The organism is Microcoleus sp. BR0-C5 (genome assembly GCF_036705045.1).
GTDB lineage: Bacteria > Cyanobacteriota > Cyanobacteriia > Cyanobacteriales > Microcoleaceae > Microcoleus.
In genome coordinates, this window is the sequence record NZ_JAUBTR010000009.1 from 80,087 (window position 1) to 103,117 (window position 23,031).

Sequence of the window (23,031 nt, forward strand, 5' to 3'; positions counted from 1 at the left end):
TACTCCTCGATGGTTCGGCGGTTGAAACCGCTACTACACAAACAAAGTCTGCCTCCGCAGACTAAGAGAGTGAGGGGATATTTAAGCCGGACTTGATATCAAATACTAATCTACAGTCGTCTTGAGACGACTTTAGCTATGAGACAGGGGTTTAAACCCCTGTCTCATAGCTAATAACGCATAACTAATCTATCTCCACAAAAACTCGATCGCCCTCAATCTTTACCGGATAAGATTCCAGGGAATCGGCGGGTGCATTTAAACATTTACCCGTATCTAATTTGTACTGATATTTATGAAACGGACAGGTAATTATACCGCTGCTTACCTTACCCATGTCGATCGGATATTCTAAATGAGTGCAAGCATTACGGTAACAAGTGACATTCAGGCCTTGACGATTCAAAATCAGCGAAGTACCCTCAACTTTTACCTTCAAAATATCCCATTCGGGAACTTGATTCAGCCCTGTTATCTCTACCCACATATAATCTTTCTCGGTTTAAATAAATTATTGCAAATTAATGCGCGATCGTCCTTGAATGCAGCAAGGGCGATCGGTGGGGCGCTCTCCACACCTGATAACCTAACCGTTTTCCTCGCCATTTCCCAGGTACAACCTGACGAATTCATCAGCCGCCTCCCGATTGAATGTCTGCAACGCTTGCTTAATCGCAAATACCGCCTCAGCGGATGGATCTCGTTCTTCACTCACCCAACGGCTAACGTTTGAGCGATCGATTTCCATCTTTGCCGCCAATTGATATTGACTGATATCGTATGCCTCTAATATTTTTTTGAGGGCTTTACCTGCTCTTCCCATGCTCCCGATTGTGTCAGAGAGTCACCCTCCTGTAAACGTTGCTGATTGTCATCTAATGCGCTACACTGCGATCAGTTGACAATTAGCACCTATCAGATCGAGGAGATCGACCGCAATGACTCAAACACAGCTTTTTGTTTCCACAGATATCAACGAAATCCCGACATCGCCAACATCGCAGCCAAATCCTGTGCCTGCTGAACCAGACCGGGAACCTGTGCTGATCCTAGTGATTGGCTCGCAGAAGGGAATCGATAAAATTGTTAGCGCACTCTACTTGCGTCGCTTTGCAGCAGTTCAAGAATGGTCGCAGATTTTACCGGCCCCGACTATCGGCAAGCTCATGCGGAGTTTGATTCGCTATGTTTCTTTAGATTAAATTGGGCAAAAATGCTCTTTTACATCAGACGCAGTGTTCTGCAAAACTGAATGGGGCGATCGCATTTTGAATTAAGTGCGATCGTTTCTTCCTTCTCAATTTAATTGTCAGGCTCATCAAATACCACAGTTTTGCTGGTGCGATCGCCTCAATATTTGACGATCGGTCTCAAACATAGTATTCAGCTTTACCCTACGGATGAATCTGACTCAAAATCACCCGCAACCTGTCGTAATCATCCTTCAACAAAACACTCAAACTCCTTCCCGCTTCCACCAACCAAGATCGATCGCGCATCCGCAACTGATAAATCTCCCGAATCGCCGCCGCCGTCAGCGCATCCACCGGCGCATTAGCCACCCCCAGCAGCGTCCTCAAAAAATCCAACTGCACCGTAAAATCAATTACCTCATCCGGTTCGCAGCGATAAACCGCCTGGTGAATTTGCGGCGGGCGCGGCGGCAAATACTGATAAATTTTACCCCTCGATGGGCCGTGACCGTTCAACCTTTCCGGCGCAGTCTCAAACCCCACAATCGCCACTCGAAACTCGGTTTTGAGCATCGCAAAAATCTGCGGTTGTTCTTCCCGCAACTCTTCCAGCGACAAACCCAAAGCGCGAGCTCTGTGCACCGAGTCGATCGGGCTAGTCGTAGCGTAATAAACCACACCGTAAATTTGATTTTTCGACTCTTCATCCTCGGCCTTCACCCAACTCCCAAAAGGCGGCATCACGGGAAAGCTTAAGTCTTCCGGTTCCAAACATTGAGCCAAAAACTCCGAAGTTGCCGTCTCGATTACCTCAGCAATGCGATCGGGATGGCGCTCTTTTGTAGCAAATTGGGGTAAAGGTAAACGCATAGTTTTAGTGATTAGTCATTAGTCATTAGTCATTAGTCATCAGTCATTAGTCATTGGTTTTTTGCTAGTTTCAAGGGTCTTCAGTTAGTAGCCTGGTATTGGGTACTTTAGCAATTACAAATTACCCATTACCCATTACCAATGACTAATGACCGCTGACTATTTCGCGCGACCAGCCGTAGCATCGACAAGTTCCAACTGCGACAGGCGGAACGTGATCAGCTTGTCCCAATTGCCGCCTTCAAACAGTACCGCGACTTTCCCGTCGCTAACTCGCTGGACTTGTCCTTGAAAGGCGTAGTAAATCTCACCCTTATCTTTAACTCGAACTGCCGAACCTGGAAAAATCATAATTGTTTGAATGTTATGTTTGCTGTTTATAGCTTACCTTTTCTTGGCGATCGAGACTTGATGCTAAAACAGGCAAGATGCCTGTTCCACAAACACTCACAGGCAAGATGCCTGTTCCACAAATTCAACAGGCAAGATGCCTGTTCCACAAATTCAACAGGCAAGATGCCTGTTCCACAAACACTCACAGGCAAGATGCCTGTTCCACAAACACTCACAGGCAAGATGCCTGTTCCACAAACACTCACAGGTTTCTTGTGGGGAGTAGGGGTTGGGCGGGACGCCCGCCCATCAAAAGCTGATTAACAATCCAAGATGTGAGTTAGGCTAAGGCTGCTACGGAAACTTTACCCGCAATGCGACCCGCGATCGCCCGCAACTCCCTAGCTGAAGCAGAACCCGGTTGTCCCACCACGATCGGGACCCCCGAATCGCCACCTTCCCGCAACGGAATTTCCAGCGGAATGCGGCCTAACAGCGGCACTCCCAACTCAGCAGCAGTCTTTTCCCCGCCACCGGAACCGAAAATATCGTATTGCTTGTCGGGCATATCCGGCGGCACAAAATAGCTCATGTTTTCCACAATTCCCAACACCGACACTCCCAACTGCTGGAACATCTTTAAACCCTTGCGGGAGTCCAACAAAGCCACAGTCTGCGGCGTCGTCACGATCACGACACCGGCCATCGGCACCGCTTGGGCCATTGTCAACTGCGCGTCTCCAGTACCCGGAGGCATATCGACAATCAGATAGTCTAAATCCCCCCAATTCACCTGATAGAGGAACTGCCGAATGATCCCGTTTAACATCGGGCCACGCCAAATCACAGGCTGGTCTTTGTCAATTAAAAACGCCATCGACACCAATTTGACGCCGTAGTTAAAGGCGGGTTCAAGGCTTTCTCCGCTTTTTCCGTCCTTAACCATCACTTTCGCGTCCCCCAAACCCATCATATTCGGGTCGTTGGGCCCATAGATATCGGCATCCAGCAAACCCACCTTAGCGCCGGTTTGGGCTAGCGCTACTGCCACATTTACCGCCACCGTGCTTTTGCCGACGCCGCCTTTGCCGCTGGAAATTGCGATAATATTTTTAACGCCTTCAATTCCTTGGCGATCGACCACTCCTTTCTGCTGCGGCGTCTCGGCTGTCACCTCCACTGCCACTTTTTCGACTCCTGGCAACTGTTTGACCGCTTTTTGGCAATCTTCGACAATAAATTCTCGCAGCGGGCAAGCAGGCGTTGTCAGCACTAAAGTAAAACTGACGACACCGCCGTCAATTTTGATGTTACGAATCATGTTCAATTCCACCAAACTCTTTTGTAGTTCGGGGTCTTGCACGGGTCGCAGGATTTCTAAGACTGAACTAACATCGAGTGTATTGGGCATTGTGTTCTCCACCATAGCTCTGCAATTGGGTTAGCGAATTTTCGATCGCAGGTTTAAGTATATTTTTATTGCTATTTTTTAATGTAACTTCATAGCGATCATTTGCAGACCTGCGGTGGCATAATTACATGACGACTGGATTTGGGACTCACGGTCAATCTCAAACTCAAATGCGATCGGCAATAATTTCTACGACCGAAAGCAATTTGGTCACAATAGGCGAATTGAGCCGTGGTCGCAATTCTTCAATCTAAAATCTAAAATCTTAAATCTTAAATCGGATGACAGTTTCTACAACACTTAAAACCGCCACTTCCCCGTTTTTGCCGCCCGCTGACTCTAGAGCTAGAGTCAGCCAATTTATGAAAAGCCTACAAGACGAAATTTGTCAATCCCTCGAACAGCTCGATGGCCTGGGCAAATTTAAGGAGGACTCTTGGGAACGCTCCGAAGGCGGCGGCGGACGTTCTCGCGTCATGCGCGAAGGCGATGTGTTTGAACAAGGGGGAGTCAATTTTTCCCAAGTGTGGGGCGAAAGTTTGCCGGCTTTGATTCTGGCAAAGCACCCAGAAGCTGCCGGTCACGATTTCTATGCCACGGGTACTTCGATGGTGCTGCACCCCCGCAATCCCTACTTGCCTACGGTTCACCTAAATTACCGCTATTTTGAGGCTGGGCCGATTTGGTGGTTTGGTGGCGGTGTGGATTTGACTCCTTATTACCCCTTGGCTGAGGATGCAGCTCATTTTCACAAAACTCTGAAAGCAGCTTGCGATCGCCACCATCCCGGATATTATCCGACATTTAAACTTTGGTGCGACGAATATTTCTATCTCCCCCACCGCCAAGAAACCCGCGGCGTGGGCGGACTGTTTTTTGACTACCAAAGCGCTCAAGGCGCGCTTTACCGCGACCACAATGTCAAAGGCAAGGCAGCTGAGTGCAGCAACAACATTGGCGTGCCGGAACCTAGAACTTGGGAGTCGCTGTTCGCCTTTGTACAGGACTGCGGCCGGGCATTTTTGCCGGCTTACACCCCTATTATTGAAAAGCACCGATCGAAAGAATACGGCGAGCGCGAGCGTAATTTCCAACTTTACCGCCGTGGTCGTTACGTTGAATTTAACTTGGTGTACGATCGAGGCACGACCTTTGGCTTGCAAACCAACGGACGCACCGAATCGATTCTCATGTCCCTGCCACCTTTGGTACGCTGGGAATATTGTTACGAGCCAGAACCCAACTCTCCCGAAGCCGAACTCTACTCCAAGTTCTTAAAACCGCAAGATTGGGCGAATTGGATGCCTCAGCAGTCACCGACCTGAGTTAAACTACTGGGACAGTAACCACCGCGATAGATAATAAATTTGAGGGAAGGGTCAGTGATTCATATTGATCAAAAAACCCACACGCTTCAAGACGGTACAACAGTTATCGTCTTAGCACCGACAGGACGGTTGGACATCACTACAGCTTGGCAATTCCGCCTCAAGTTGCAAGAGTGTATTTCCAAACTTAGCCGCCATGTTGTAGTGAATCTTGGTCAGGTTAACTTTATCGATAGCTCTGGCCTGACCTCACTTGTAGCAGGTATGCGGGATGCGGATAAAGTTAAGGGAAGTTTCCGCATTTGCAATGTTCATCCCGAAGCCAAACTGGTGTTTGAAGTCACCATGATGGATTCTGTGTTTGAAATATTTGAAACGGAAGAAGAAGCTCTAGAGGGGGTGCCGCGCGCAAGTTGACCACTGGGCTTGCATCGGTTGCGGTGTAAGCGCAATTTAAGCTTGAGGCTCACAAAATGCGCCGGAACCTTGCACAAGAACAGGAAGCAGGTAAATTCTTGCCAGCTTCCTCATGCTTTCTTCCTTTCTTGAGAGGTTGAGAGGTTCACCAAAACACTAAAGTAGAAGAATAGGTCAAGGTAAAGTATTGCCTTCTATCCTAGATAGCTAAATCTTTCTTCCTTGTTTCTTGTTGCTTCTTGCTTCAAACCAATATCTCAGCAGCAAAATCCTGACGCTTGACAAATCTAAAAGGGCCCATTAAAGCTCCCCAGATAGCCTTGCCTGTCGTGGGGCTTATTCCTTTGTCGTAGCTGAGAAATTCCTCGCCTGCGGCTTCAAATCCCAAGTCTACTTGGTAATTTTGCCCCCCGTAGGCAAAGCCGCAGCGAGTGCCCTCCGGCAAAGATGCCCGAAATCGATAGCTGTTTGAGGCTAAATTTTGCACCGCAACCGACAGGGTGCAGCCGGGAAGGAGTTGGATTTGCTCCTTCGTTAGCTTTCTAAGCAAGTCGGGGTTGCAACCGGCTCCTTTGACGGCTTCAATGTCGTTGAACATATAATACTGAGCTTCGATAAGTCCTGGCGCTATCTGTGAGTGCCTCAGTTGCACGATGCGGGGGCGGTATGGCTTGTCTAATTCCAGAATGTTGGCTTGTTCGGCAAACAGGGCAATGCTGGGTTCGGAAAATAAAGGAACGGGTAGTGGTCTTTGCCACATACGAAGGTGGACGTACCACGTCGGCTCTGCTAGCGCTTGTTCCCGGTTGTCAAATTCGCCCGCCATGTACTGGGCTAAAGCTATCAATTCAGGAGAAATTGTCATGTTTGTTTGATTGTTCACGAGTAGGGTTGACAAAAAAAAGTTATTGTGATATCGAAAGCCATATCTAGGCTGGGCAAGTCAGAAGATTAGATTTATGAGCGATCCCAGCTAAGCTATGATTGTAAAGATACTGGGGTTTTTCCCTCATATTGCGACATATTAATTGTTGCTGCCGATCGCGCGTAAAATATTTTTGAGAAAATTTTGTCTCGCAATCCGGCCGCAACCCTTAAAAAACTGGCAATTTTTGTCAGCCCGCTCGCAGAATTGACTCCCCCGACTTTACTCACGCCGCGCAGGCACGCCCGCTACGGCAAAATTATTTATCTATAAGACTCAGGTGAACAATAACCGTACTGTTTCAGATACTAAGCGAAGTTTCTATACGATTCACACTCGACCGATCAACTCAATTTACCGTCGAGTGGTGGAAGAGTTGATGGTAGAAATGCACTTGCTTTCGGCGAATGCCGATTTTCAATACGACCCGATTTATGCTTTGGGTGTAGTGACCGCTTTTGATCGATTCATGCTTGGGTACGCCCCAGAAGCAGACAGACTTTCGATTTTTAACGCTTTATGCAAGTCCCTAGAAGACGATCCAGAGCGCTACAAGCAAGACGCTCAGCGATTGGAAAGCTTGGCAGATAGACTTTCCGGGCAAGAGTTGCTCTCGTGGCTCGATCGCTCGACTAGCTTTGAAGATACAGCGGATTTGCAAGCGTCTTTAGGGGCGATCGCCAGCAACCCTCAATTTAAGTACAGCCGCTTGTTCGCGATCGGTTTGTTCTCGTTGTTAGAAAAAGCTGACCCTAACTTAGTAAAAGACCAAGAAACGCGAAACAACGCGATCGCCAAAGTCAGTGCGGCCTTGCACCTGCCTGAAGACAAAGTTAGCAAAGATTTAGATTTGTACCGCAGCAATTTGGAAAAAATGGCCCAAGCGCGAATAGTGCTTCAAGATGTCATCCAAGCGGAACGGAAAAAACGCGAAAAACGAGAGACAAAAGTTACCGCTGGCCCTTCGGCTGAGTCTTCTGACAGCAACAATTAATCGTTTGAAAGAAGAAGGAAGTTCGGCAACGGATTCTCTAACGGATGTAACGGATGTAACGGATGTAACGGATGTAACGGATGTAACGGATGTAACGGATGTAACGGATGTAATGGATGTCAGGAACAAGGAAGAAGAAGGAGCCGTTTATTTTTTATAAAAAATAAAAAACTCTTAAATTTTAAATTTTTTTCTTGAATTCTGGCATTGGCCTTGTGACTTCAGAGGTTGGTTGCTCAGAAACTAAAAATCCCGCTTTCTGAATTGAGCGGGATCGACTTAATCAAAATAGAGCTGTTGGGGTGGTGCTAAGGCTGCGGCTCAAAATTAGTGGCGTTAGCTTGCAGCCAAGTGCTTAGCTGTGAAAGAACTTCGTTTCCAGAAGACTTGCCCAAAGCTGTGGGGTTTGGGGTGTCGGGCCTGTCCAAGTTGCGGGCGATCGCTGCATTGACTTCTTTGGAAATCAAATCGTGAAGTTGCTCTTTAGCCCTAGCCCTTTGAAAGTGAGCTCCCTCTTCCGTCGTAGCGTACAGAGGTGGCAGCCTATTTAAAGCATAAGCTGCAATATCTCCCACATCCAGACTCAGGTCGCTCGTCGCCTCAATTTCGGCCACCCTAGCGATCGCATCGCTGAGCACCAACTCTTCCATCACGTTGATGAACTGTTTGCGTGGCAGAACCACCACTTCCCCAGTCAACAAAGAGCCCATCAGACGATCGAGAGCCATGTACTCTTCGATCGACAATTCAGAAGCCGTATTGCAGATCCGTCCCACCTCAGCTTCCATAGACGGCGTTAAATAGCCATCTTGCAAAGCCTGTTCAACAATTTTTTCAATACTCATATATGCGTCCCCGCTCAACGGCATCATCAATAAAGTTTTGTGAAGACGCGATTGTTAGCGTCTTGAGATTCGAGTTTTGAGAGTAGAGTTGAGAATTTTTATACAAATCCTAACTCAATACTGATAACCCATAAAGTTATCTGCACACCCCAGCCACAAACTTACCCCATAATTGACTGATAAATCCGTCAAAACCTGTAAAAACTCCTACTCAACTCCCTGAAGCCGCCAAGGTACAGGATCGACGGCCTGCCCATGCACGTAAAGTCCCCAATGCAGGTGAGGGCCTGTGGAAGCCCCCGTTGACCCCAGAGTACCAATTACTTGACCTGGTTTCACGACATCGCCTTCCTTGACATCAATCCGGGCCAGGTGCATCAAAATACTTGCTACCCCCTGACCGTGGTCAATACCAACGACATTGCCGTGGATTTTGAACCCTTGGGATTCGCGTCCCACTAGAGACACCCGACCTGCTGCTGGTGCGACTACAGGGGAACCGTAAGCACCCGCATAATCAACGCCGCGGTGGTAGTAGTCTTGAGCAAATACCCCATTATAATAACGTCGCACCCCGTAAATAGTGCTAATTTCGCCGGAGTTGGGGCGCAACAATTTGCCGTCCCAAAATTTTTCGGGTGTCACGAGTGCTTTAAATGCGTCTACGCGATCGAATTCAGCATCTGTACCTTCGCTGTCTTTCCCAGGCGGTAGCCAGATGGATTGAGTAGGAAAATTTCGATCGCGCACTTGCACGCTCAACTTCTGCACTTGTCCGTCACCTGCGACTTGAAGAAGGCGGGCACCGGGTTTCTCTAGCGGCGTCGTCGGTAGCAGGGCCCGAAAGCGACCGTTGCCGATCGGAAAAGCGGGGTAGTTTTTTTGCTGTAGAGAAACTTGTGGAGTTTCCCCGCCGTTACCGTCAACCTGAATCATTACTGACAGCGTATCTCCCAGTTGGGGATTTGTCGGCGTCACAACTACCTGCAAAGCTTGCACCGGCAGGGCAAAACTTAGAATACCAGCAACAATTCCCCCGATCGAACTAGCGGTTAGCTGGTTTGCTTTCAACTGCCCCCACCGCAAAATCCGACCTGTAATTATTTCCGTACTTAGCTCGAAGTTGTCTCGATTCAAAGTCATTACCATCACTAGCTGTCCTTAACCTTTGTCTCGCTGATATATTTTTAACTATCTAGACTAACTATAGCAATCCGTAATAAGTCGAGAGAAACACCCGTAGGTAAAAAGCTTGGTCAATCGACTTTAGATTTTAGATTTTAGATTTTAGATTAAAGAATTGAAGCATTGACTTGCGCGAGATAAATACGTTCGGCAAGTTTCATCGGATACAGGTTTTTTATTTCTGGGTCCTGAGTCTGCTTTCGGAATGAATCACGTGGCGGGTATCCTGGATGCTTTCGGTCAAAGATTTGGAGAGGAGAGACTAACTTAAATAAATACTTAACTTGAGGTGATAAGAATAATAAAAATTTCTCTATCTAGTGCGGGGAGGAAAGCCCGCTTGAGCCAGACGCTAACACTACCGTTTCCACTACAAATCTAGGAGAACCCAAGTTTCAACAGAAACACTCTTAATCTCTCAGCGGATGGGATTATATTTTATCAGCCCTCGCTACTGTTGCATAACTTTTAACAATTGGTATTAGTTATAGTTCACGGCGCTACAACAGAATTATTTTTAACTCCTCTGCTGTTAAATCAATTCTTTCTTGGCAGTTTATTTGCCGAGAACGTTCCTCAAACTCTCTAGTTATTGTAGCCTGATTTTTGAGTAAATAGTATTAATTCCCAATTTTTCAATCTCACATCGAAAATGGTATGAGATAAAAATTGAGAATGGGTATAATCTATCACCTAGAATTATAGAGATTCAAAGGCCGCGGTGAAACCATCTAAGGTCAAGCATTCTTCCATAAATTCCTCTACATCGTTGACATTCTCAAGCTGATATTCCATGATGCGTTGACCGTCGCCTTTCATCTTTTTGGAAGAGGAAGGCGTGGCCGGATATTTGGCAGCAATGGCTTTGAAAGCTTTGGAATGGTTCTCCCAGCTTGCTGCAGAACAGTTAATGGTTAAAAGCCACATGATTAAATTCCTCCTTGGATTGGGTTTACTAATAGTCTGACGAGAGTGAAACTTAGCTCGATAGTGCCGAAAAATCAAGGGATTCTGTGGTTTGGAAAAACGCTAAAAGCCGAGCCACTATGTGAGCAACACCACCCTTAACATTAGACTCAACATTCAAAGGCATCACCGGATCATGGAGTGATAAGCGTAACAGAAACCAGCCGGATTCGCTAGCAGACGTGCAGGAAATTCGCAGACCTTCGTAGTTATTGGGAACTATTTTCCAGTCTGCTTGCGTTGAGACAAATTGTTGCAGTTGTTCAATAACCCGATCGCCGTGAGCCTTGAAATCCTCCACACCAATTTTAATCCGAAATTCTGCACTTTCTTCGGGTTCTTTTAAATTCGCAATTAAATCCGGCAAAGATTGATTTGCTAGCTTTGATTTAGCCAATTCAATCAATAATTTGCTGACCAAATAAGCGCCATCATCCAGAAAGTAATTTTCTTTCAAAGCTCCATGTCCAGAGGTTTCAATCGCCAGCCATGATTCCTGTCCGGCTTCATTGAGGCGAATCGACTCGTCAATCACATTTTTGTAGCCGCGTTTAAAGCGATGGTGAATCCCTTTTAAATCTTGTTCGATGAATTGTGTCAAGCCATCGGAGGTGATAGAATCGGTGACAATAGTAGAGCCTGGGTGCTCTTTTAATACGATCGCAGAAATCAAGGCAATTAAGCGATTGCGATTGAGTTCCTTGCCAACTTGATCGACGGCCGCGCTGCGATCGACATCGGTATCAAAAATAATCCCAAAATCAGCTTTGTGTTCAATTACCGCTTGACAAATTGACTGCATTGCCTGTTTATCTTCGGGATTTGGCACATGATTGGGGAAAGTACCATCGGGTTCTAAAAACTGACTGCCCGTAGTGTCAGCACCTAAAGGTTTTAAGACTTTATCAACATAAAAACCGCCAGCACCATTACCCGCATCCACAACAATTTTTAATCCTGTTAGTGGTTGCTCAAAGTTATCGGGGTGATTGACGGCTTCCCTGATTTTTGTGACAAATTGGTTAGCATAAACAGAGATAAAATCATGCTTTACAATTTTACCGGGCGATGGGGCGGGCTGAAAATTATTACTTTGGGCTAGTGCTAAAATATCTGTAATATCTTGTTTTTGTAACCCACCTTTGGCGGTGAAAAACTTTAAGCCATTTCGATTAAAGGGCAAATGGCTAGCAGTGAGCATAATTGCGCCGTCGCAATCAAAACCAGGGGTGATTGTACTCATAAACATGGCGGGGGTTGAGGCCATTTCAAAGTCGTACACGGTTGCACCAACTGAGGCGATTCCCTCCATGACTGCTTGCATTAAGGTTGGCCCAGATAGGCGACTGTCACGCCCGATCGCGATCGTTAATTCTGCGGCAGGTTTGTTGACTTTTTGCACCAGCCAACTGACAAAGGATTTACCTAAGATTGTGGCAATATCGGGGGTGAGGTTGACTTTTTCATTGGGGACGCCTTCGAGGGCGATACCGCGAATGTCTGAGCCATTTTGAAGTTTTGTCCAGTTGAAGTTTTGCATAATAATTGATGGTAAGTAAAAAGCTCGGATTCGGCGGCTGAAACCGATCATACAAAGTTTTGTCTGTGGCTAGACGGTTCGACTCAGCTTAGCCGAACGTCTTTCGCGGACTAAAAAATAAACAGGGGAGAAATTTTGGATTTGGTATTATATCATCTCCGGTCGATTACCCCTAATAAGGGAGGAATTCCCCTCACGAAAAATATCTGCCAATAATTGACAATCTTAAAAACCCGCCCTTTTAATCGCTCGATCGGACATGATATTATTAGTCATTAGGGTGACAGAGTTTTTCAATTCAATCAGCTAATCAGCATTTAAGTTGTATTTAAAGAAACAATCCCAGTCTTGTGGGTGGGATTTGAGCAACGCCCAAAATATCCAATTGAAATGTTGAACAGCTTACTGAGAATTTTGGCCCCATCACCGCTAAGATTAAGTTCTAATTCCTTAGTCGCGTTCAACGCTGTAAATTGCCTGCAAGCGGAACTCACCATGAGGGGGAACTTCCACAATATCTGTAGCTGCATTGGTCGTTTCTACGCAGAGTAAGCGCTGATAATCTGCATCATCAAGGTCGGCCATACTTGCAGAAATTGTCACCCAAGGATTCCACACTACGACGGATTTACTACCCGATGATTTAATGTGAATACGGCGATTGAGGGCGCTATCGTCAATGACTAATTCATTGGTGACATCCAGATAAATACGATCGACTTCACCTGTTACTACCACTGCACCCACTTGAGTTTTTTCGACACCAGCATCAACTTTATCAAGATACTGGCTATTTTCTAAACCTAAAACCTGCACGCGGTTGATATCGCCGACTTGGAAATAGGTATGCAAAGCTTGGGTGAGGGGAAATGCTTTGTCGCCTAGATTGCGGGTGATTAATTCTACAGTGAGGGTGGTGCCGATCGTAATTACGATCGCCAGTTCAAAAGCTTGAGGCCAAAGTGCTCTAGTTTCATCGGTATCCTTGAGTCCTAGAGTGACTTTGGTTGCACCGTCTGGGGTTGTGGCGGTTTCTAGCACATTCCAGAGGCGATTCCGCACCAACCCATGACTCGGACGCCCCAAGGCTTCGGGATCTGGGCCAAACCAGGGCCAACAGATGGGTATACCGCCTTTGATGGCTTTCCCTTCGGCATAGTAGGCTTTTTCGCTGAGGAACATCAAGTCTGTGGCTTCGGTGGCTGGTTGAAAGGAGAGAACTTGACCGGAATACACAGAAATTAAGGCTTTGGCTTGGCCGTTGTCGATGTGAATCATCGGGAAACCACCGTTTCCGGTGGCGAAGGTGAGGTGGCCGGCAATGCCGTAGTCTGTGTTTAAGTGGTCAATACTCATGCTGTTAGCTTGGTTAATTGCTTTACAATTATCCGATATTATGGTGGCTAGATTGATTAGATTGTTGGGTTGGACGGGGAAAGGTGCGATCGACACAACGATGCAGAACGATGCAGTCAGAGAATCCGTATTCAATGGAGAGTCGATCGACTCTCATGCGCCCTACTTCACAACTCCTGACGAGTCGGACGGATGATCATTTCGTTGACATCCACATCACCGGGCTGCTCAATGGCATAGGCAATCGCCCGGGCGATCGCATCCGCATCAATGGCGACTGAATACAACTGATTTACCCCTGATGCCGTATCACCATGAGTGATGGTACTGGTTAACTCAGTCGCAACCGCACCGGGGGAAATGTTGGTAGAACGAATTTCACCGTTTGACTCCAGCCGCAGCCCTTCGGAAATTGCTCGCACGGCATACTTGGTAGCACAATAAACTGCCGCCGCCGGAAATACTTTATGTCCTGCAACAGACGACAAATTGATCACATGGCCAGACTTCTGTTGGCGCATAGTCGGGAGCACCGCAGCGATGCCGTAAAGCACGCCTTTAATGTTGACATCAATCATTTGATCCCACTCATCGACCTTAATCTGGTCAAGGGGAGACAGTGGCATTAAACCCGCATTGTTGACCAGAACATCAATGCGTCCATAGGTTTCCAGCGTTGCGTCTGCCAATGCTTGCATCTGGGCGCGATCGGCAACATCGGTGACTCGATAGGCAACTGTGCCACCTGTTTTTTCGATTGCAGTCACCAAGTCCTTGAGTCTATCTTCGCGGCGCGCAGCAAGCATCAGTTTGGCTCCGCTGGCGGCTAAACGATGAGCGGTGGCTTCACCTAAACCGCTACTTGCTCCTGTAATGATGACAACCTTGTTTTGAATTTCAGACATATTCACTCCTGTTAATTGATTAAATCGGCTGACCTAAACTCGATCGCAAATTCGCTTAATTACCAAGCCCGATCGTATTGAATAGGAGCAGGCACGGATTGACGTAGTTGCTTCGCAGCCCGCATCGGCCAATAAGGATCGCGCAGCATTTCTCTGGCAAGTAATACCATATCTGCTTGACCGGTACGAATGATCTGGTCAGCCTGCGCGGGTGCAGTAATCATACCAACTGCTCCGGTGGCGATGTTGGCTTCGCGTCGAATGCGATCGGCAAAAATAGTTTGATAACCTGCACCCGTCGGAATCTTTTCACCCGGTACAATTGCGCCTGATGAACAATCGATTAAATCAACGCCCAGTGACTTTAATTTATCGCTGAGTGCAATACTTTGTTCAATGTCCCAACCATTTGGAACCCAATCGGTTGCAGAGATGCGAACCCAAAGCGGTGTTTGATCGGGCAAAACATTTCGCACCGCTTGCACGACTTCACATAAAAACCGGATGCGATGCTCAAAACTGCCGCCATAGGAATCAGTCCGTTGATTGCTCAAGGGAGACAGAAATTCATGCAGTAGGTAGCCGTGAGCCGCATGAATCTCTATTACGTCAAATCCGGCTGCGAGAGCGCGTTGGGCTGCGCTGACAAAGAGTGTCGTCTGCTTCTGAATCTCTTCGATACTCAGAGCGATCGGGGCGGGGCTACCGGGTTCAAATGGAATGGCGCTAGGGGCGATCGAAGTCCATCCTCCTTGAGATTCCGAAAGCACGTCGCCGCCTTCCCACGGAGGCGCTGTACTGGCTTTTCGACCTGCATGAGCAAGTTGAATTCCAGCAACTGCACCGTTGCGGTGAATTAACTCGACAATTCGCGCCAACATTTCAATGTGTTTGTCTTGCCAGATTCCTAAATCTTGCGGCGTAATTCGTCCTTCAGGCTCGACTGCCGCTGCTTCAGTCATCACCAGCCCTGCCCCTCCTACGGCTCGACTGACGAGATGAACCAAATGCCAATCATTCGCGAAGCCATCAACGCTTGAATATTGACACATGGGAGAAACTGCAATGCGATTTCGGAAGCTAACGCCACGTTGATCGAATGGCTCAAATAAATGCGGCATGGTTGTAAACCCCTGAGTTATAAAATGCACAGATGTTAAGCACAGACTTTCTTTACACTGGGAAGTTGACTGACCTCATTCCACCAAGTCTGCAGCCTTGAACTTTGCGCGATCGTTGCTTCGTAATCTGGGGTCTGCGATAGGTAAGTGAAGACCCGAATTACGTAGAAATCGCCAATGCTCAGTTCGTCACCGAGCAAATATGGGTGTCAGTTAGGGACTCGATCGCCTCTAGTGCAGTTTTTACAGGTGCGACGGCAGCTTTGTCCCACCTACATCCCGAATGGACTTGTCATTTTGAGGTATCAAGAGCAACGACAAAATTACTGGTCTAAAACCTAAATCTTTATTGTTAGCAAAACCGGGAATTACTATAAAAAAACACAAAAGTGTCTCAGTAATTATCCAGTATATCGGGTAAATCCGCAAGCAGGGCTTGCATAAATAAAAACAATTTTAACTAATCCTTTTTAGCGATCGCCGATCGGTGAACATACACCATGATAAAACCGCTCAATACAAAAAAGTAATCACCACCGCTCCACCCTGCCTGAAATAAATTAAAAAACGTAACTTGATTTTATCTCTCGGCGCTCATCTCGTTCAGGTGAAACATTACCACTAATACAGTCGCAATCCCTCGATAAACTTGCAAGAGGTTAAGCTTTTTGTGAGGAGTTGAACTCTGTGCCATGAGAAAATACCTGGGTCAAGTGTGGCCGTTGTCCTTGCTCCCCAACTACAGTTAACCTACTAAACATAGTCAACACATTAGACACTATAATATAACTTTATACTTTTTTCATAAACTTGTGCAAGAAGACTTCCGACTGATCGTTGACTTAGTTCTAGTTCTCGCTGCTGCCGCAGCAGGAGGACTCTTTGCATCGCTGTTGCGACAGCCGGTAATTCTCGGCTACCTCCTGGGAGGGATCGTAGTTGGGCCGGCAGGTTTGGGGCTGATTAAAGAATTAATTCAGGTAGACACCCTGGCTGAATTCGGGGTTGCCTTTCTGTTATTTGCCTTGGGAGTGGAATTTTCGTTCGCCGAACTCCAGAAAGTAAAAGCCATTAGTTTGGGCGGGGGGGGCTTGCAAATTGTGCTGACGATCGCCATTACTACTGCAATTTCCTTGGCGGTAGGGTGGGTAGAATCGCCCGCTCAAGGCGTGTTTTTAGGAGCGATTCTGTCACTTTCCTCGACAGCAGTCGTACTCAAGTGCTTGATGGAGCGCAATGAAGGCGGTACTTCCCACGGTCAAGTCATGCTGGGAATATTAGTAGTTCAAGATTTGGCCTTGGGGCTAATGCTAGCAGTTTTGCCCGCACTCAACCAGCCAGCAGAAGAGATCGGCATGACGGTAGCGTGGGCCCTGCTGCGGATCGGGTTATTTGCTGCCGGTGCTGTAGTCGCGGGCATTTGGATCGTACCGCAGTTGTTGCGCTACCTCGCGCAAACAGAAAGCAGGGAACTGTTTTTGCTGGGAGTTGTGGTTTTGGCTTTAGGGATTGCGCTACTGACAGAATATTTGGGTTTTTCGATCGAGATGGGCGCCTTTGTGGCGGGTTTAATGATTTCCGAGGTGGAATATGCCGACCAAACTCTAACTTATGTCGAGCCTTTGCGAGATATTTTTGCATCCTTATTTTTTGTCACCATCGGAATGTTAATCGATCCGGTGTTTCTGTGGAACCATCTAGAAGTAATTCTGGGACTGGTATTTATAGTATTTGTCGGCAAATTCTTGATTATAACGCCGATCGTCCGACTATTTGGCTATCCGCTAAAAACAGCATTAATCGCAGGTTTGGGCTTAGCTCAAATAGGAGAATTCTCCTTTGTACTCGCTAGTGCCGGCCAAGCTATGGGGCTGGTTTCGCGGAACGTTTACCTGTTAATTTTAGGAACGACAGCCGTCACCCTCGTGCTGACTCCGTTTGTATTGAGAAGCGTGCCACAGTTATTGAAATGGGCGGAAAATTTCGGGCCTTTGCAGCGCTATTTTGACGAAACATCTCAACCTGTGGCAATAGCTGAAACTTTGCCGGAACAAAATTATGTTGTGGTTTGTGGCTACGGGCGAGTGGGCAGAATTTTAGTCAAAATGCTGCAAAGCCGCAACTGTTCTGTTGTGGTAATCGATGAGTCTGAAAGTAGAATTCAAGAGTGCAGAATGCAAGGAATTCCTTACATTTACGGGAATGCTGCCAGCTTGCACGTATTGGAAGCAGCGCGGGTGGAACGGGCAAAAGCAATGGCGATCGCCCTTCCCGATCCCATGAGCACTCGTTTGTGTCTGAAGCGGGCTTTAGAATTAGTCCCGGATTTGGATATTGTGGTGCGCGCTAACCAAGATAAAGACATCGAACTGCTTTACCAACTGGGGGCCTGGGAAGTTGTGCAGCCGGAGTTTGAGGCCAGTTTAGAACTGTCTTCCCACTTGCTGGCTAGTATGGGCATCTCGGCAATGGCGATCGGGCGCGAAGTGCAGCAAATTCGCAGCAGCCGCTATCTGGAATTGCGGCCACCGCGCGAACCTTTGGCGGTTTCGCGGGATTTGAAAGTGGCGGTTCGAGATATGAACAGCGAGTGGTACAGCTTGCCGTCGGGTTCTCCCATCGCCAGCATGACTCTGGAAGAAACTAACCTGCGACAGTTGACAGGGGTCAGCGTGATGGCGATCGTCCGCGAGAATGGCGAGGAAATTGATTATCCTAACGGCAAGACAGCTTTGCACTCGGGCGATCGACTTTTTGTAGTGGGAGAACCGGAAGAACTCATTAGTTTTGAGTTGCTGGCGAAGGGGGAAGTTGCAGTCCCGCAGGGCGACAGTTCTTGCCAGTGGCTGAGGCTGCCAGCAAAAAGTCCTTGGGCCGGCAAAAAACTGTCAGAGGTAGATGTGCTCGGCCAGTACGGGGTGCAGGTGCGGGCGATCCGCCGGGAAGGGAAATTTACTCGCTGGCCCGACGGAACTAGCAATTTGCAAGAAGGCGATCGTTTGCTGCTGTGCGGCGGCTTCTACGAGCTCGGCTTGATGCAGCGGACGGCCTCACCGCCTGTGCCACAACCTGCTTTAAAGCTGCCTTTGGTCAAGATCCAAGTCAGCGAAAAGCTGTTTAGCGATTAGGGAAGGAAGAGGGAAGAAGGAAGAAGGAAGAGGGAAGAAGGAAGAAGGAAGAGGGAAGAAGGAAGAGGGAAGAAGGAAGAAGGAAGAAGGAAGAGGGAAGAAGGAAGATTTTTTCTACTGTCTCCCTCTCCCAATCTCCCAATCTCCCCATCTCCCTCTCTCCCTCTCCCCCCCTCTCCCTCTCTCCCTCTCCCCCTCTCTCCCTCTCCCTCTCCCCCCCTCTCCCTCTCCCCCCCTCTCCCTCTCTCCCACTTTCCCCCTCTCCTCAGCCGTTGGGTTTGAGATAAGCAATTGCTGGCCGCGAGATCAGAATTTGTGTTTCTGAGGGATCGAGGAGGCAAATGCAGCTATTATCCTGCCAAAAAATTCTGCCCGCTACTAAGTCGCCGGTCAGGAGTTTGATTTCCACCTGTTGTTTGTCTTTGATGTAGCTTTGTATTAAGCGAACGCTGGGCAATCCGGTTTCAAATTCAGACATAGTTCAGAAAAATATAGTCAAATATTACCTTAAACCATATTCTTCTGTTTATACCGTTTAACCCTTACTGCCGCAATTACAACTGCCTGTACCCGATGAGAGAGAAACCCCTTGGCGGTTACTTTTCGACCGATATTCATTCAGCCATTGACATCAGCATTAATTAGATATCCCTGTAGAGTTATAAAAATTATATTTGTTGATATTTTAGTAGAAAGGACTATAAATTGCATAAAGTTTTATAATACGGGGAAATGGGTAATTTGGTCATCAAATTATCTAATCAGTTTTAACCAAAAGAGGTTTGTTTTTATGCCGATCGAGTTTGCGAAGTATCACGGACTGGGAAATGATTTTATTCTGATTGACAACCGCCACTCGTCAGAACCGGTGATCACGCCAGAACAAGCTGTGGATTTGTGCGATCGACATTTCGGGATTGGCGCAGACGGTGTGATATTTGCTCTTCCGGGTCAAAACGACACTGACTATACGATGCGGATTTTTAACTCCGATGGTTCTGAACCGGAAATGTGCGGCAATGGGATTCGCTGTTTGGCTAAGTTTATCGCCGATTTGGAAGGGTCAGAGGCAAAAACTCAGTACCGCATCCACACTCTGGCTGGTGTGATTAGCCCCGAATTGCGATCGGACGGTCAGGTTAAGGTGGATATGGGAGTTCCCCGGCTGCTGGCTGCGGAAATTCCGACAACTTTGGCCGCATCGGATGCCAAAGCTATAGATGTGTCGATCGAAGTTGCTGATAAATCTTGGTCTGTTACCTGCGTCAGCATGGGCAATCCTCACTGCATTACTTTTGTAGAGGATGTTTCGGCTGTTGCTTTAGAAACTGTCGGGCCTCAATTCGAGCACAACAAAGCATTCCCGCAGCGTACCAATACGGAATTTATTGAAGTGATACGTTCAGACTATGTAAAAATGCGGGTGTGGGAAAGAGGCGCGGGTGTTACTCTAGCTTGTGGGACTGGTGCTTGTGCTGCTGTGGTAGCTGGGGTGTTGGTAGGGAAGTGCGATCGGGCAACTGCGGTTGAACTCCCAGGCGGCGTTTTGGAAATCGAATGGGCAGAAGTTTCTGGGCGGATTTACATGACCGGGCCGGCACAGCGAGTATTTACTGGTTGTATTAGTCAGTTGACAGTTGACAGTTGACAGTTGACAGTTGACAGTTGACAGTAGTCATTAGTCCTGCCGTCATTGGTCATCCGTCATCAGTAATCAGTCTTCAGCCAATGAGTTCACAAGGCGCAAGGTATTAGTCCTTGAGCATTCTTCATAATTAAAGAAAAATTTTGAATTCAAGAATTTTTCTTGTTTGTCAATTCCACAAAAAACTCCTTCTGACCGATGACTAATGACTGATGACCCATGACGGCGGGACGGCAGGACTGATGACCAATCACTCATGACGGCAGGACTAATGACTAAGCCTGAAATCTAAAATCTAAAATCTAAAATCTAAAATCTAAAATCTAAAATTAAGTAGGTGGGCTGGCATGGCTGGAGGTATTTATCTGATTCAGGACGACGACAGGCTGGTAGAAATGATGGAACAGCCCTACGACTCGGAAGACCAGTTACAAGAATTGCTAGTAACTTATCCCAATTTGATCGCGGGAGACGAAATCGATCGGGCGACGGCGCGGAGGTGGCTGTTAATTTCGCGGGAAGCTGCACCCAGCGATGAGGAAACAGCGGTGCAGTGGTCGCTGGATCATTTGTTTCTCGACCAAAATGCCGTTCCTACTTTGGTGGATGTCCGCCGAACTCCTAATGCCGAACTGCGGCAAAAAGTTTTGGGTCAGTCGATCGACTATGCTGCTAATGCCTTGGTTTACTGGCCGGTCGATTCAATTATTGCTCTGTTTGAAGCTAATTGTCGCGATCGGGGTCGCGATCCTGAACAGATTTTTGAAGAGTTTCTCGGCGCAAATGCTAATGAAGAAAGATTTTGGCAGAAGGTTAAAACTAATTTGCAAGCGGGTAAAGTTCGCTTAGTGTTTGTAGCTGACGAGATTTCCGCTGAAATGCGCCGAGTTGTCGAATTTCTCAACGAACAAATGGACCCGGTTGAAGTTTTGGCCCTGGAAATTAAGCAGTATGTAAGTGAAGATGGTTTGAAAACGCTGGTTCCCAGAGTGATCGGTCAGACAGCGGAAGCACAGCAGAAAAAATCCAGCGCAACGCGCGAAAGAAGGCGCTGGGATGAATCTTCATTTTTTGCGGAAATCAAAGCTAGACGAGGCGCGGACGAGGCGCAAATGGCAAAAGCAATTTACCTTTGGGCAAAAAGTCAAGAACCCGAAGTTCAAATCCACTGGGGAACGGGGGACGCCTACGGCGGTTTCTCCGCTCAATTGCCTCAAAAGGGAAGAAAACCCTATCAGTTATTCACTGTAGATATTGCTGGCAGAATGGAGATTTCTGCTGACAATTACGGTTCCGGGCCGCCGTTTAATGCGGAAGAAAATTGGCTGGAATTGAGAAGTAAGCTGAGTTCGATCGGTCTGTCGCTGCCTATAGAACCGGGTGAGAGAAGGTCGCCGAGTCTGGCTTTGTTTACTTTGCAAGATGAATCTGCCCTCAAGCAAGTTATGGAAACTTTTGACTGGGTGATTGAGCAAATTAAAACGTTATAGTCAGTTGTCAGTTGTCAGTTGATAATTGGTTATTATCACCAACAAATAAGCAATAACAACTAACAACTAACAACCCACAAATAACCAATAACTACTGACTAATAACCAATAACCAATGACTATTGATAGCGAATGTTTGCTTGTTTTAAGCGCCGCAATGCTTCTCCCAGTCGATCGCAATCTGCAATTAAACTAATTCTCACATATCCTTCGCCGCCCGGCCCAAAAGCATTGCCAGGAGTCACCACAACACCCGTTTGCTGCAAAACATTCAGGGCAAAATCAGTCGAACTCATGCCCGGAGTGCAGGGAACCCAAAGATACATTGCAGCCAGAGGTTTAGGAATATTCCACCCTAATTCTGCCAATCCTTCCACCATGAAATCCCGGCGAGTCCTGTAACGATTCTGCACTTCGTGCAAGTAACTGTCGGGCAATTGCAGTGCTGTTTCTGCTGCTGTTTGCAATGCGGAAAATATACCGTAATCTAGGTTAGTTTTTAATGTCCGCAAACCTTGGATAATTTTGCTGTTTCCTACTACAAAACCGACGCGCCAGCCGGCCATATTGTAAGTTTTGGACATCGTGTGAAATTCGACACCGATTTCTTTACCGCCGGGAATTTCTAATAAACTTGTCGGTTGATAGCCGTCAAAGGCTAATTCCGCATAACACAAGTCGTGAACCAGCAAGATTTGATGCTTGTGTGCGAAAGCCACAATATCTTTGTAAAATTCGCGGGGTGCAGTTGCTCCAGTCGGATTACTGGGATAATTGAAATAGAGTATTTTGGCTTGTTCGGCTACGCTGTCGGGAATGTCGGCTAAGTCAATTACCCAGTCATTTTCTGGTTTGAGGATGATGTTGTGAACTTTTGCACCGGCGATAATCGGGCCGCGAAATAATACGGGATAAGCGGGACTGGGTACTAATATTAAGTCCCCTGGATTGATATAGGCGATCGCAAAATGTGCTAAACCTTCTTTAGAACCCAACAAAGGCAATGCTTCGCTTTCTGGATCGAGTTCAACGTTGTAGCGGCGGCTGTACCATTTAGTAATAGTACGGCGGAAACTGGCAGTTCCTTCAAAGGGTGGATAGCCGTGATTGGCAGAATTTTGGATGGCTGCGACGGCGGCTTCTACTACTGGTTGAGGAGTGGCACCGTCGGGGTTTCCCATTCCTAAGTCTATTAAATCGAGTCCTTGTTCGCGGGCGCGGGCTTTGAGTTCGTCGAGACGGGCAAATACGTAGGGCGGTAGTTTTTGCAACCTGTCAGCAGGGGTAATCCAATCCAAGGTCATTTATTTTTTGTCAGTTGTCAGTTTTCCTGGTTTGTAGTAAGGACTTTCGTCCTTGCTAGCACAGCCTTTTCAGGA

General features: G+C 47.3%; 25 protein-coding genes. 9 read left to right on the forward strand and 16 right to left on the reverse strand.

The genetic code is table 11. The annotated features are described in order from the left end of the window. Window positions 1–184: 184 nt before the first annotated feature. The gene (locus QUB08_RS06495; RefSeq protein ID WP_333223994.1) at window positions 185–487 is read right to left on the reverse strand and encodes a Rieske (2Fe-2S) protein; all 303 of its coding nucleotides are present in this window, start codon (window positions 485–487) and stop codon (window positions 185–187) included. A gap of 99 nt (window positions 488–586) precedes the next feature. Then, window positions 587–823 (reverse strand): helix-turn-helix domain-containing protein, encoded by a 237-nt coding sequence (locus QUB08_RS06500; protein WP_015175931.1) that lies wholly within the window; start codon window positions 821–823, stop codon window positions 587–589. A 115-nt stretch (window positions 824–938) separates the two neighbouring features. On the opposite strand from QUB08_RS06500, the gene QUB08_RS06505 reads away from it, so the two are divergent. Beyond that, the gene (locus tag QUB08_RS06505) at window positions 939–1,202 is read left to right on the forward strand and encodes a peptide ABC transporter substrate-binding protein (protein WP_333223995.1); all 264 of its coding nucleotides are present in this window, start codon (window positions 939–941) and stop codon (window positions 1,200–1,202) included. A 192-nt stretch (window positions 1,203–1,394) separates the two neighbouring features. Here the strand turns inward: QUB08_RS06505 and QUB08_RS06510 are convergent, their stop codons facing one another. The 3 genes from QUB08_RS06510 to QUB08_RS06520 all read right to left on the reverse strand — a co-directional run bounded on the left by QUB08_RS06510 (window position 1,395) and on the right by QUB08_RS06520 (window position 3,807). Next, window positions 1,395–2,063: an HAS-barrel domain-containing protein gene (locus QUB08_RS06510; protein ID WP_333144649.1), complete on the reverse strand. Its 669-nt coding sequence runs from the start codon at window positions 2,061–2,063 to the stop codon at window positions 1,395–1,397. Window positions 2,064–2,222: 159 nt separating this feature from the next. Beyond that, window positions 2,223–2,414, reverse strand: coding sequence for an NAD(P)H dehydrogenase subunit NdhS (locus QUB08_RS06515; RefSeq protein WP_015175937.1), 192 nt, complete (start codon window positions 2,412–2,414; stop codon window positions 2,223–2,225). 322 nt (window positions 2,415–2,736) lie between these two features. Continuing rightward, on the reverse strand, window positions 2,737–3,807 hold the full coding sequence (locus QUB08_RS06520; protein ID WP_333223996.1) for an Mrp/NBP35 family ATP-binding protein: 1,071 nt from the start codon (window positions 3,805–3,807) through the stop codon (window positions 2,737–2,739). 281 nt (window positions 3,808–4,088) lie between these two features. Here QUB08_RS06520 and hemF point away from each other — a divergent pair, with 281 nt between their 5' ends. Then, window positions 4,089–5,132 (forward strand): oxygen-dependent coproporphyrinogen oxidase, encoded by a 1,044-nt coding sequence (gene hemF / locus QUB08_RS06525; RefSeq protein ID WP_333223997.1) that lies wholly within the window; start codon window positions 4,089–4,091, stop codon window positions 5,130–5,132. A gap of 57 nt (window positions 5,133–5,189) precedes the next feature. Then, a complete protein-coding gene (locus tag QUB08_RS06530; RefSeq protein ID WP_006631392.1) occupies window positions 5,190–5,552 on the forward strand; it encodes an STAS domain-containing protein in 363 nt (120 codons plus the stop codon). Window positions 5,553–5,796: 244 nt separating this feature from the next. On the opposite strand, the gene QUB08_RS06535 is transcribed toward QUB08_RS06530, so the two are convergent. Continuing rightward, window positions 5,797–6,417, reverse strand: a complete 621-nt coding sequence (locus QUB08_RS06535; RefSeq protein WP_333224038.1) for a chromophore lyase CpcT/CpeT — start codon at window positions 6,415–6,417, stop codon at window positions 5,797–5,799. A 340-nt stretch (window positions 6,418–6,757) separates the two neighbouring features. On the opposite strand from QUB08_RS06535, the gene psb29 reads away from it, so the two are divergent. Both psb29 and QUB08_RS06545 read left to right on the forward strand, forming a co-directional pair. Beyond that, a complete protein-coding gene (gene psb29, locus QUB08_RS06540; protein ID WP_333223998.1) occupies window positions 6,758–7,471 on the forward strand; it encodes a photosystem II biogenesis protein Psp29 in 714 nt (237 codons plus the stop codon). 4 nt (window positions 7,472–7,475) lie between these two features. Then, complete coding sequence (locus QUB08_RS06545) at window positions 7,476–7,631, forward strand: hypothetical protein (RefSeq protein ID WP_333223999.1); 156 nt, start codon at window positions 7,476–7,478, stop codon at window positions 7,629–7,631. Window positions 7,632–7,779: 148 nt separating this feature from the next. Here QUB08_RS06545 and QUB08_RS06550 read toward each other — a convergent pair whose 3' ends face one another. From QUB08_RS06550 to QUB08_RS06570, 5 genes are all read right to left on the reverse strand, one after another. Further along, window positions 7,780–8,316 carry a late competence development ComFB family protein gene (locus QUB08_RS06550; RefSeq protein ID WP_006631395.1) on the reverse strand — a complete coding sequence of 179 codons (537 nt, stop codon included), beginning with the start codon at window positions 8,314–8,316 and terminating at the stop codon, window positions 7,780–7,782. A 207-nt stretch (window positions 8,317–8,523) separates the two neighbouring features. Further along, a complete protein-coding gene (locus tag QUB08_RS06555; RefSeq protein WP_445300897.1) occupies window positions 8,524–9,465 on the reverse strand; it encodes a M23 family metallopeptidase in 942 nt (313 codons plus the stop codon). A gap of 735 nt (window positions 9,466–10,200) precedes the next feature. Beyond that, entirely contained in the window at window positions 10,201–10,428 is a 228-nt protein-coding gene (locus QUB08_RS06560; protein ID WP_333224001.1) for a hypothetical protein, read from the reverse strand. Window positions 10,429–10,480: 52 nt separating this feature from the next. Further along, window positions 10,481–12,007, reverse strand: a complete 1,527-nt coding sequence (locus QUB08_RS06565; protein WP_333224002.1) for a phosphomannomutase/phosphoglucomutase — start codon at window positions 12,005–12,007, stop codon at window positions 10,481–10,483. Window positions 12,008–12,457: 450 nt separating this feature from the next. Continuing rightward, entirely contained in the window at window positions 12,458–13,363 is a 906-nt protein-coding gene (locus QUB08_RS06570) for a D-hexose-6-phosphate mutarotase (protein WP_333224003.1), read from the reverse strand. Between QUB08_RS06570 and QUB08_RS06575 the strand changes: the two genes are divergently transcribed. Further along, window positions 13,362–13,559: a hypothetical protein gene (locus QUB08_RS06575; RefSeq protein WP_333224004.1), complete on the forward strand. Its 198-nt coding sequence runs from the start codon at window positions 13,362–13,364 to the stop codon at window positions 13,557–13,559. The two genes, QUB08_RS06570 and QUB08_RS06575, sit on opposite strands and share 2 nt — an antisense overlap. On the opposite strand, the gene QUB08_RS06580 is transcribed toward QUB08_RS06575, so the two are convergent. The 3 genes from QUB08_RS06580 to QUB08_RS32120 are packed head-to-tail and all read right to left on the reverse strand — an operon-like array spanning window position 13,531 to window position 15,589. Continuing rightward, complete coding sequence (locus QUB08_RS06580; protein WP_333224005.1) at window positions 13,531–14,268, reverse strand: SDR family oxidoreductase; 738 nt, start codon at window positions 14,266–14,268, stop codon at window positions 13,531–13,533. The two genes, QUB08_RS06575 and QUB08_RS06580, sit on opposite strands and share 29 nt — an antisense overlap. Before the next feature lie 59 nt (window positions 14,269–14,327). After that, window positions 14,328–15,389, reverse strand: coding sequence for an NADH:flavin oxidoreductase/NADH oxidase (locus tag QUB08_RS06585; protein ID WP_333224006.1), 1,062 nt, complete (start codon window positions 15,387–15,389; stop codon window positions 14,328–14,330). A gap of 35 nt (window positions 15,390–15,424) precedes the next feature. Next, on the reverse strand, window positions 15,425–15,589 hold the full coding sequence (locus QUB08_RS32120) for a glutathione S-transferase family protein (RefSeq protein WP_445300895.1): 165 nt from the start codon (window positions 15,587–15,589) through the stop codon (window positions 15,425–15,427). Between the two features lie 612 nt (window positions 15,590–16,201). Between QUB08_RS32120 and QUB08_RS06590 the strand changes: the two genes are divergently transcribed. Beyond that, window positions 16,202–18,517, forward strand: a complete 2,316-nt coding sequence (locus QUB08_RS06590; RefSeq protein WP_333224007.1) for a cation:proton antiporter domain-containing protein — start codon at window positions 16,202–16,204, stop codon at window positions 18,515–18,517. Window positions 18,518–18,782: 265 nt separating this feature from the next. Here the strand turns inward: QUB08_RS06590 and QUB08_RS06595 are convergent, their stop codons facing one another. Further along, window positions 18,783–18,995: an Hfq-related RNA-binding protein gene (locus tag QUB08_RS06595; protein ID WP_333057289.1), complete on the reverse strand. Its 213-nt coding sequence runs from the start codon at window positions 18,993–18,995 to the stop codon at window positions 18,783–18,785. A gap of 312 nt (window positions 18,996–19,307) precedes the next feature. Between QUB08_RS06595 and dapF the strand changes: the two genes are divergently transcribed. Together dapF and QUB08_RS06605 are read left to right on the forward strand one after the other, a co-directional pair. Continuing rightward, entirely contained in the window at window positions 19,308–20,165 is an 858-nt protein-coding gene (gene dapF, locus QUB08_RS06600; protein WP_333224008.1) for a diaminopimelate epimerase, read from the forward strand. A gap of 344 nt (window positions 20,166–20,509) precedes the next feature. After that, entirely contained in the window at window positions 20,510–21,652 is a 1,143-nt protein-coding gene (locus QUB08_RS06605; protein WP_333224009.1) for a hypothetical protein, read from the forward strand. Between the two features lie 119 nt (window positions 21,653–21,771). Here QUB08_RS06605 and QUB08_RS06610 read toward each other — a convergent pair whose 3' ends face one another. Next, on the reverse strand, window positions 21,772–22,956 hold the full coding sequence (locus QUB08_RS06610) for an aspartate aminotransferase (protein WP_190739684.1): 1,185 nt from the start codon (window positions 22,954–22,956) through the stop codon (window positions 21,772–21,774). Between the last annotated feature and the right edge of the window lie 75 nt (window positions 22,957–23,031).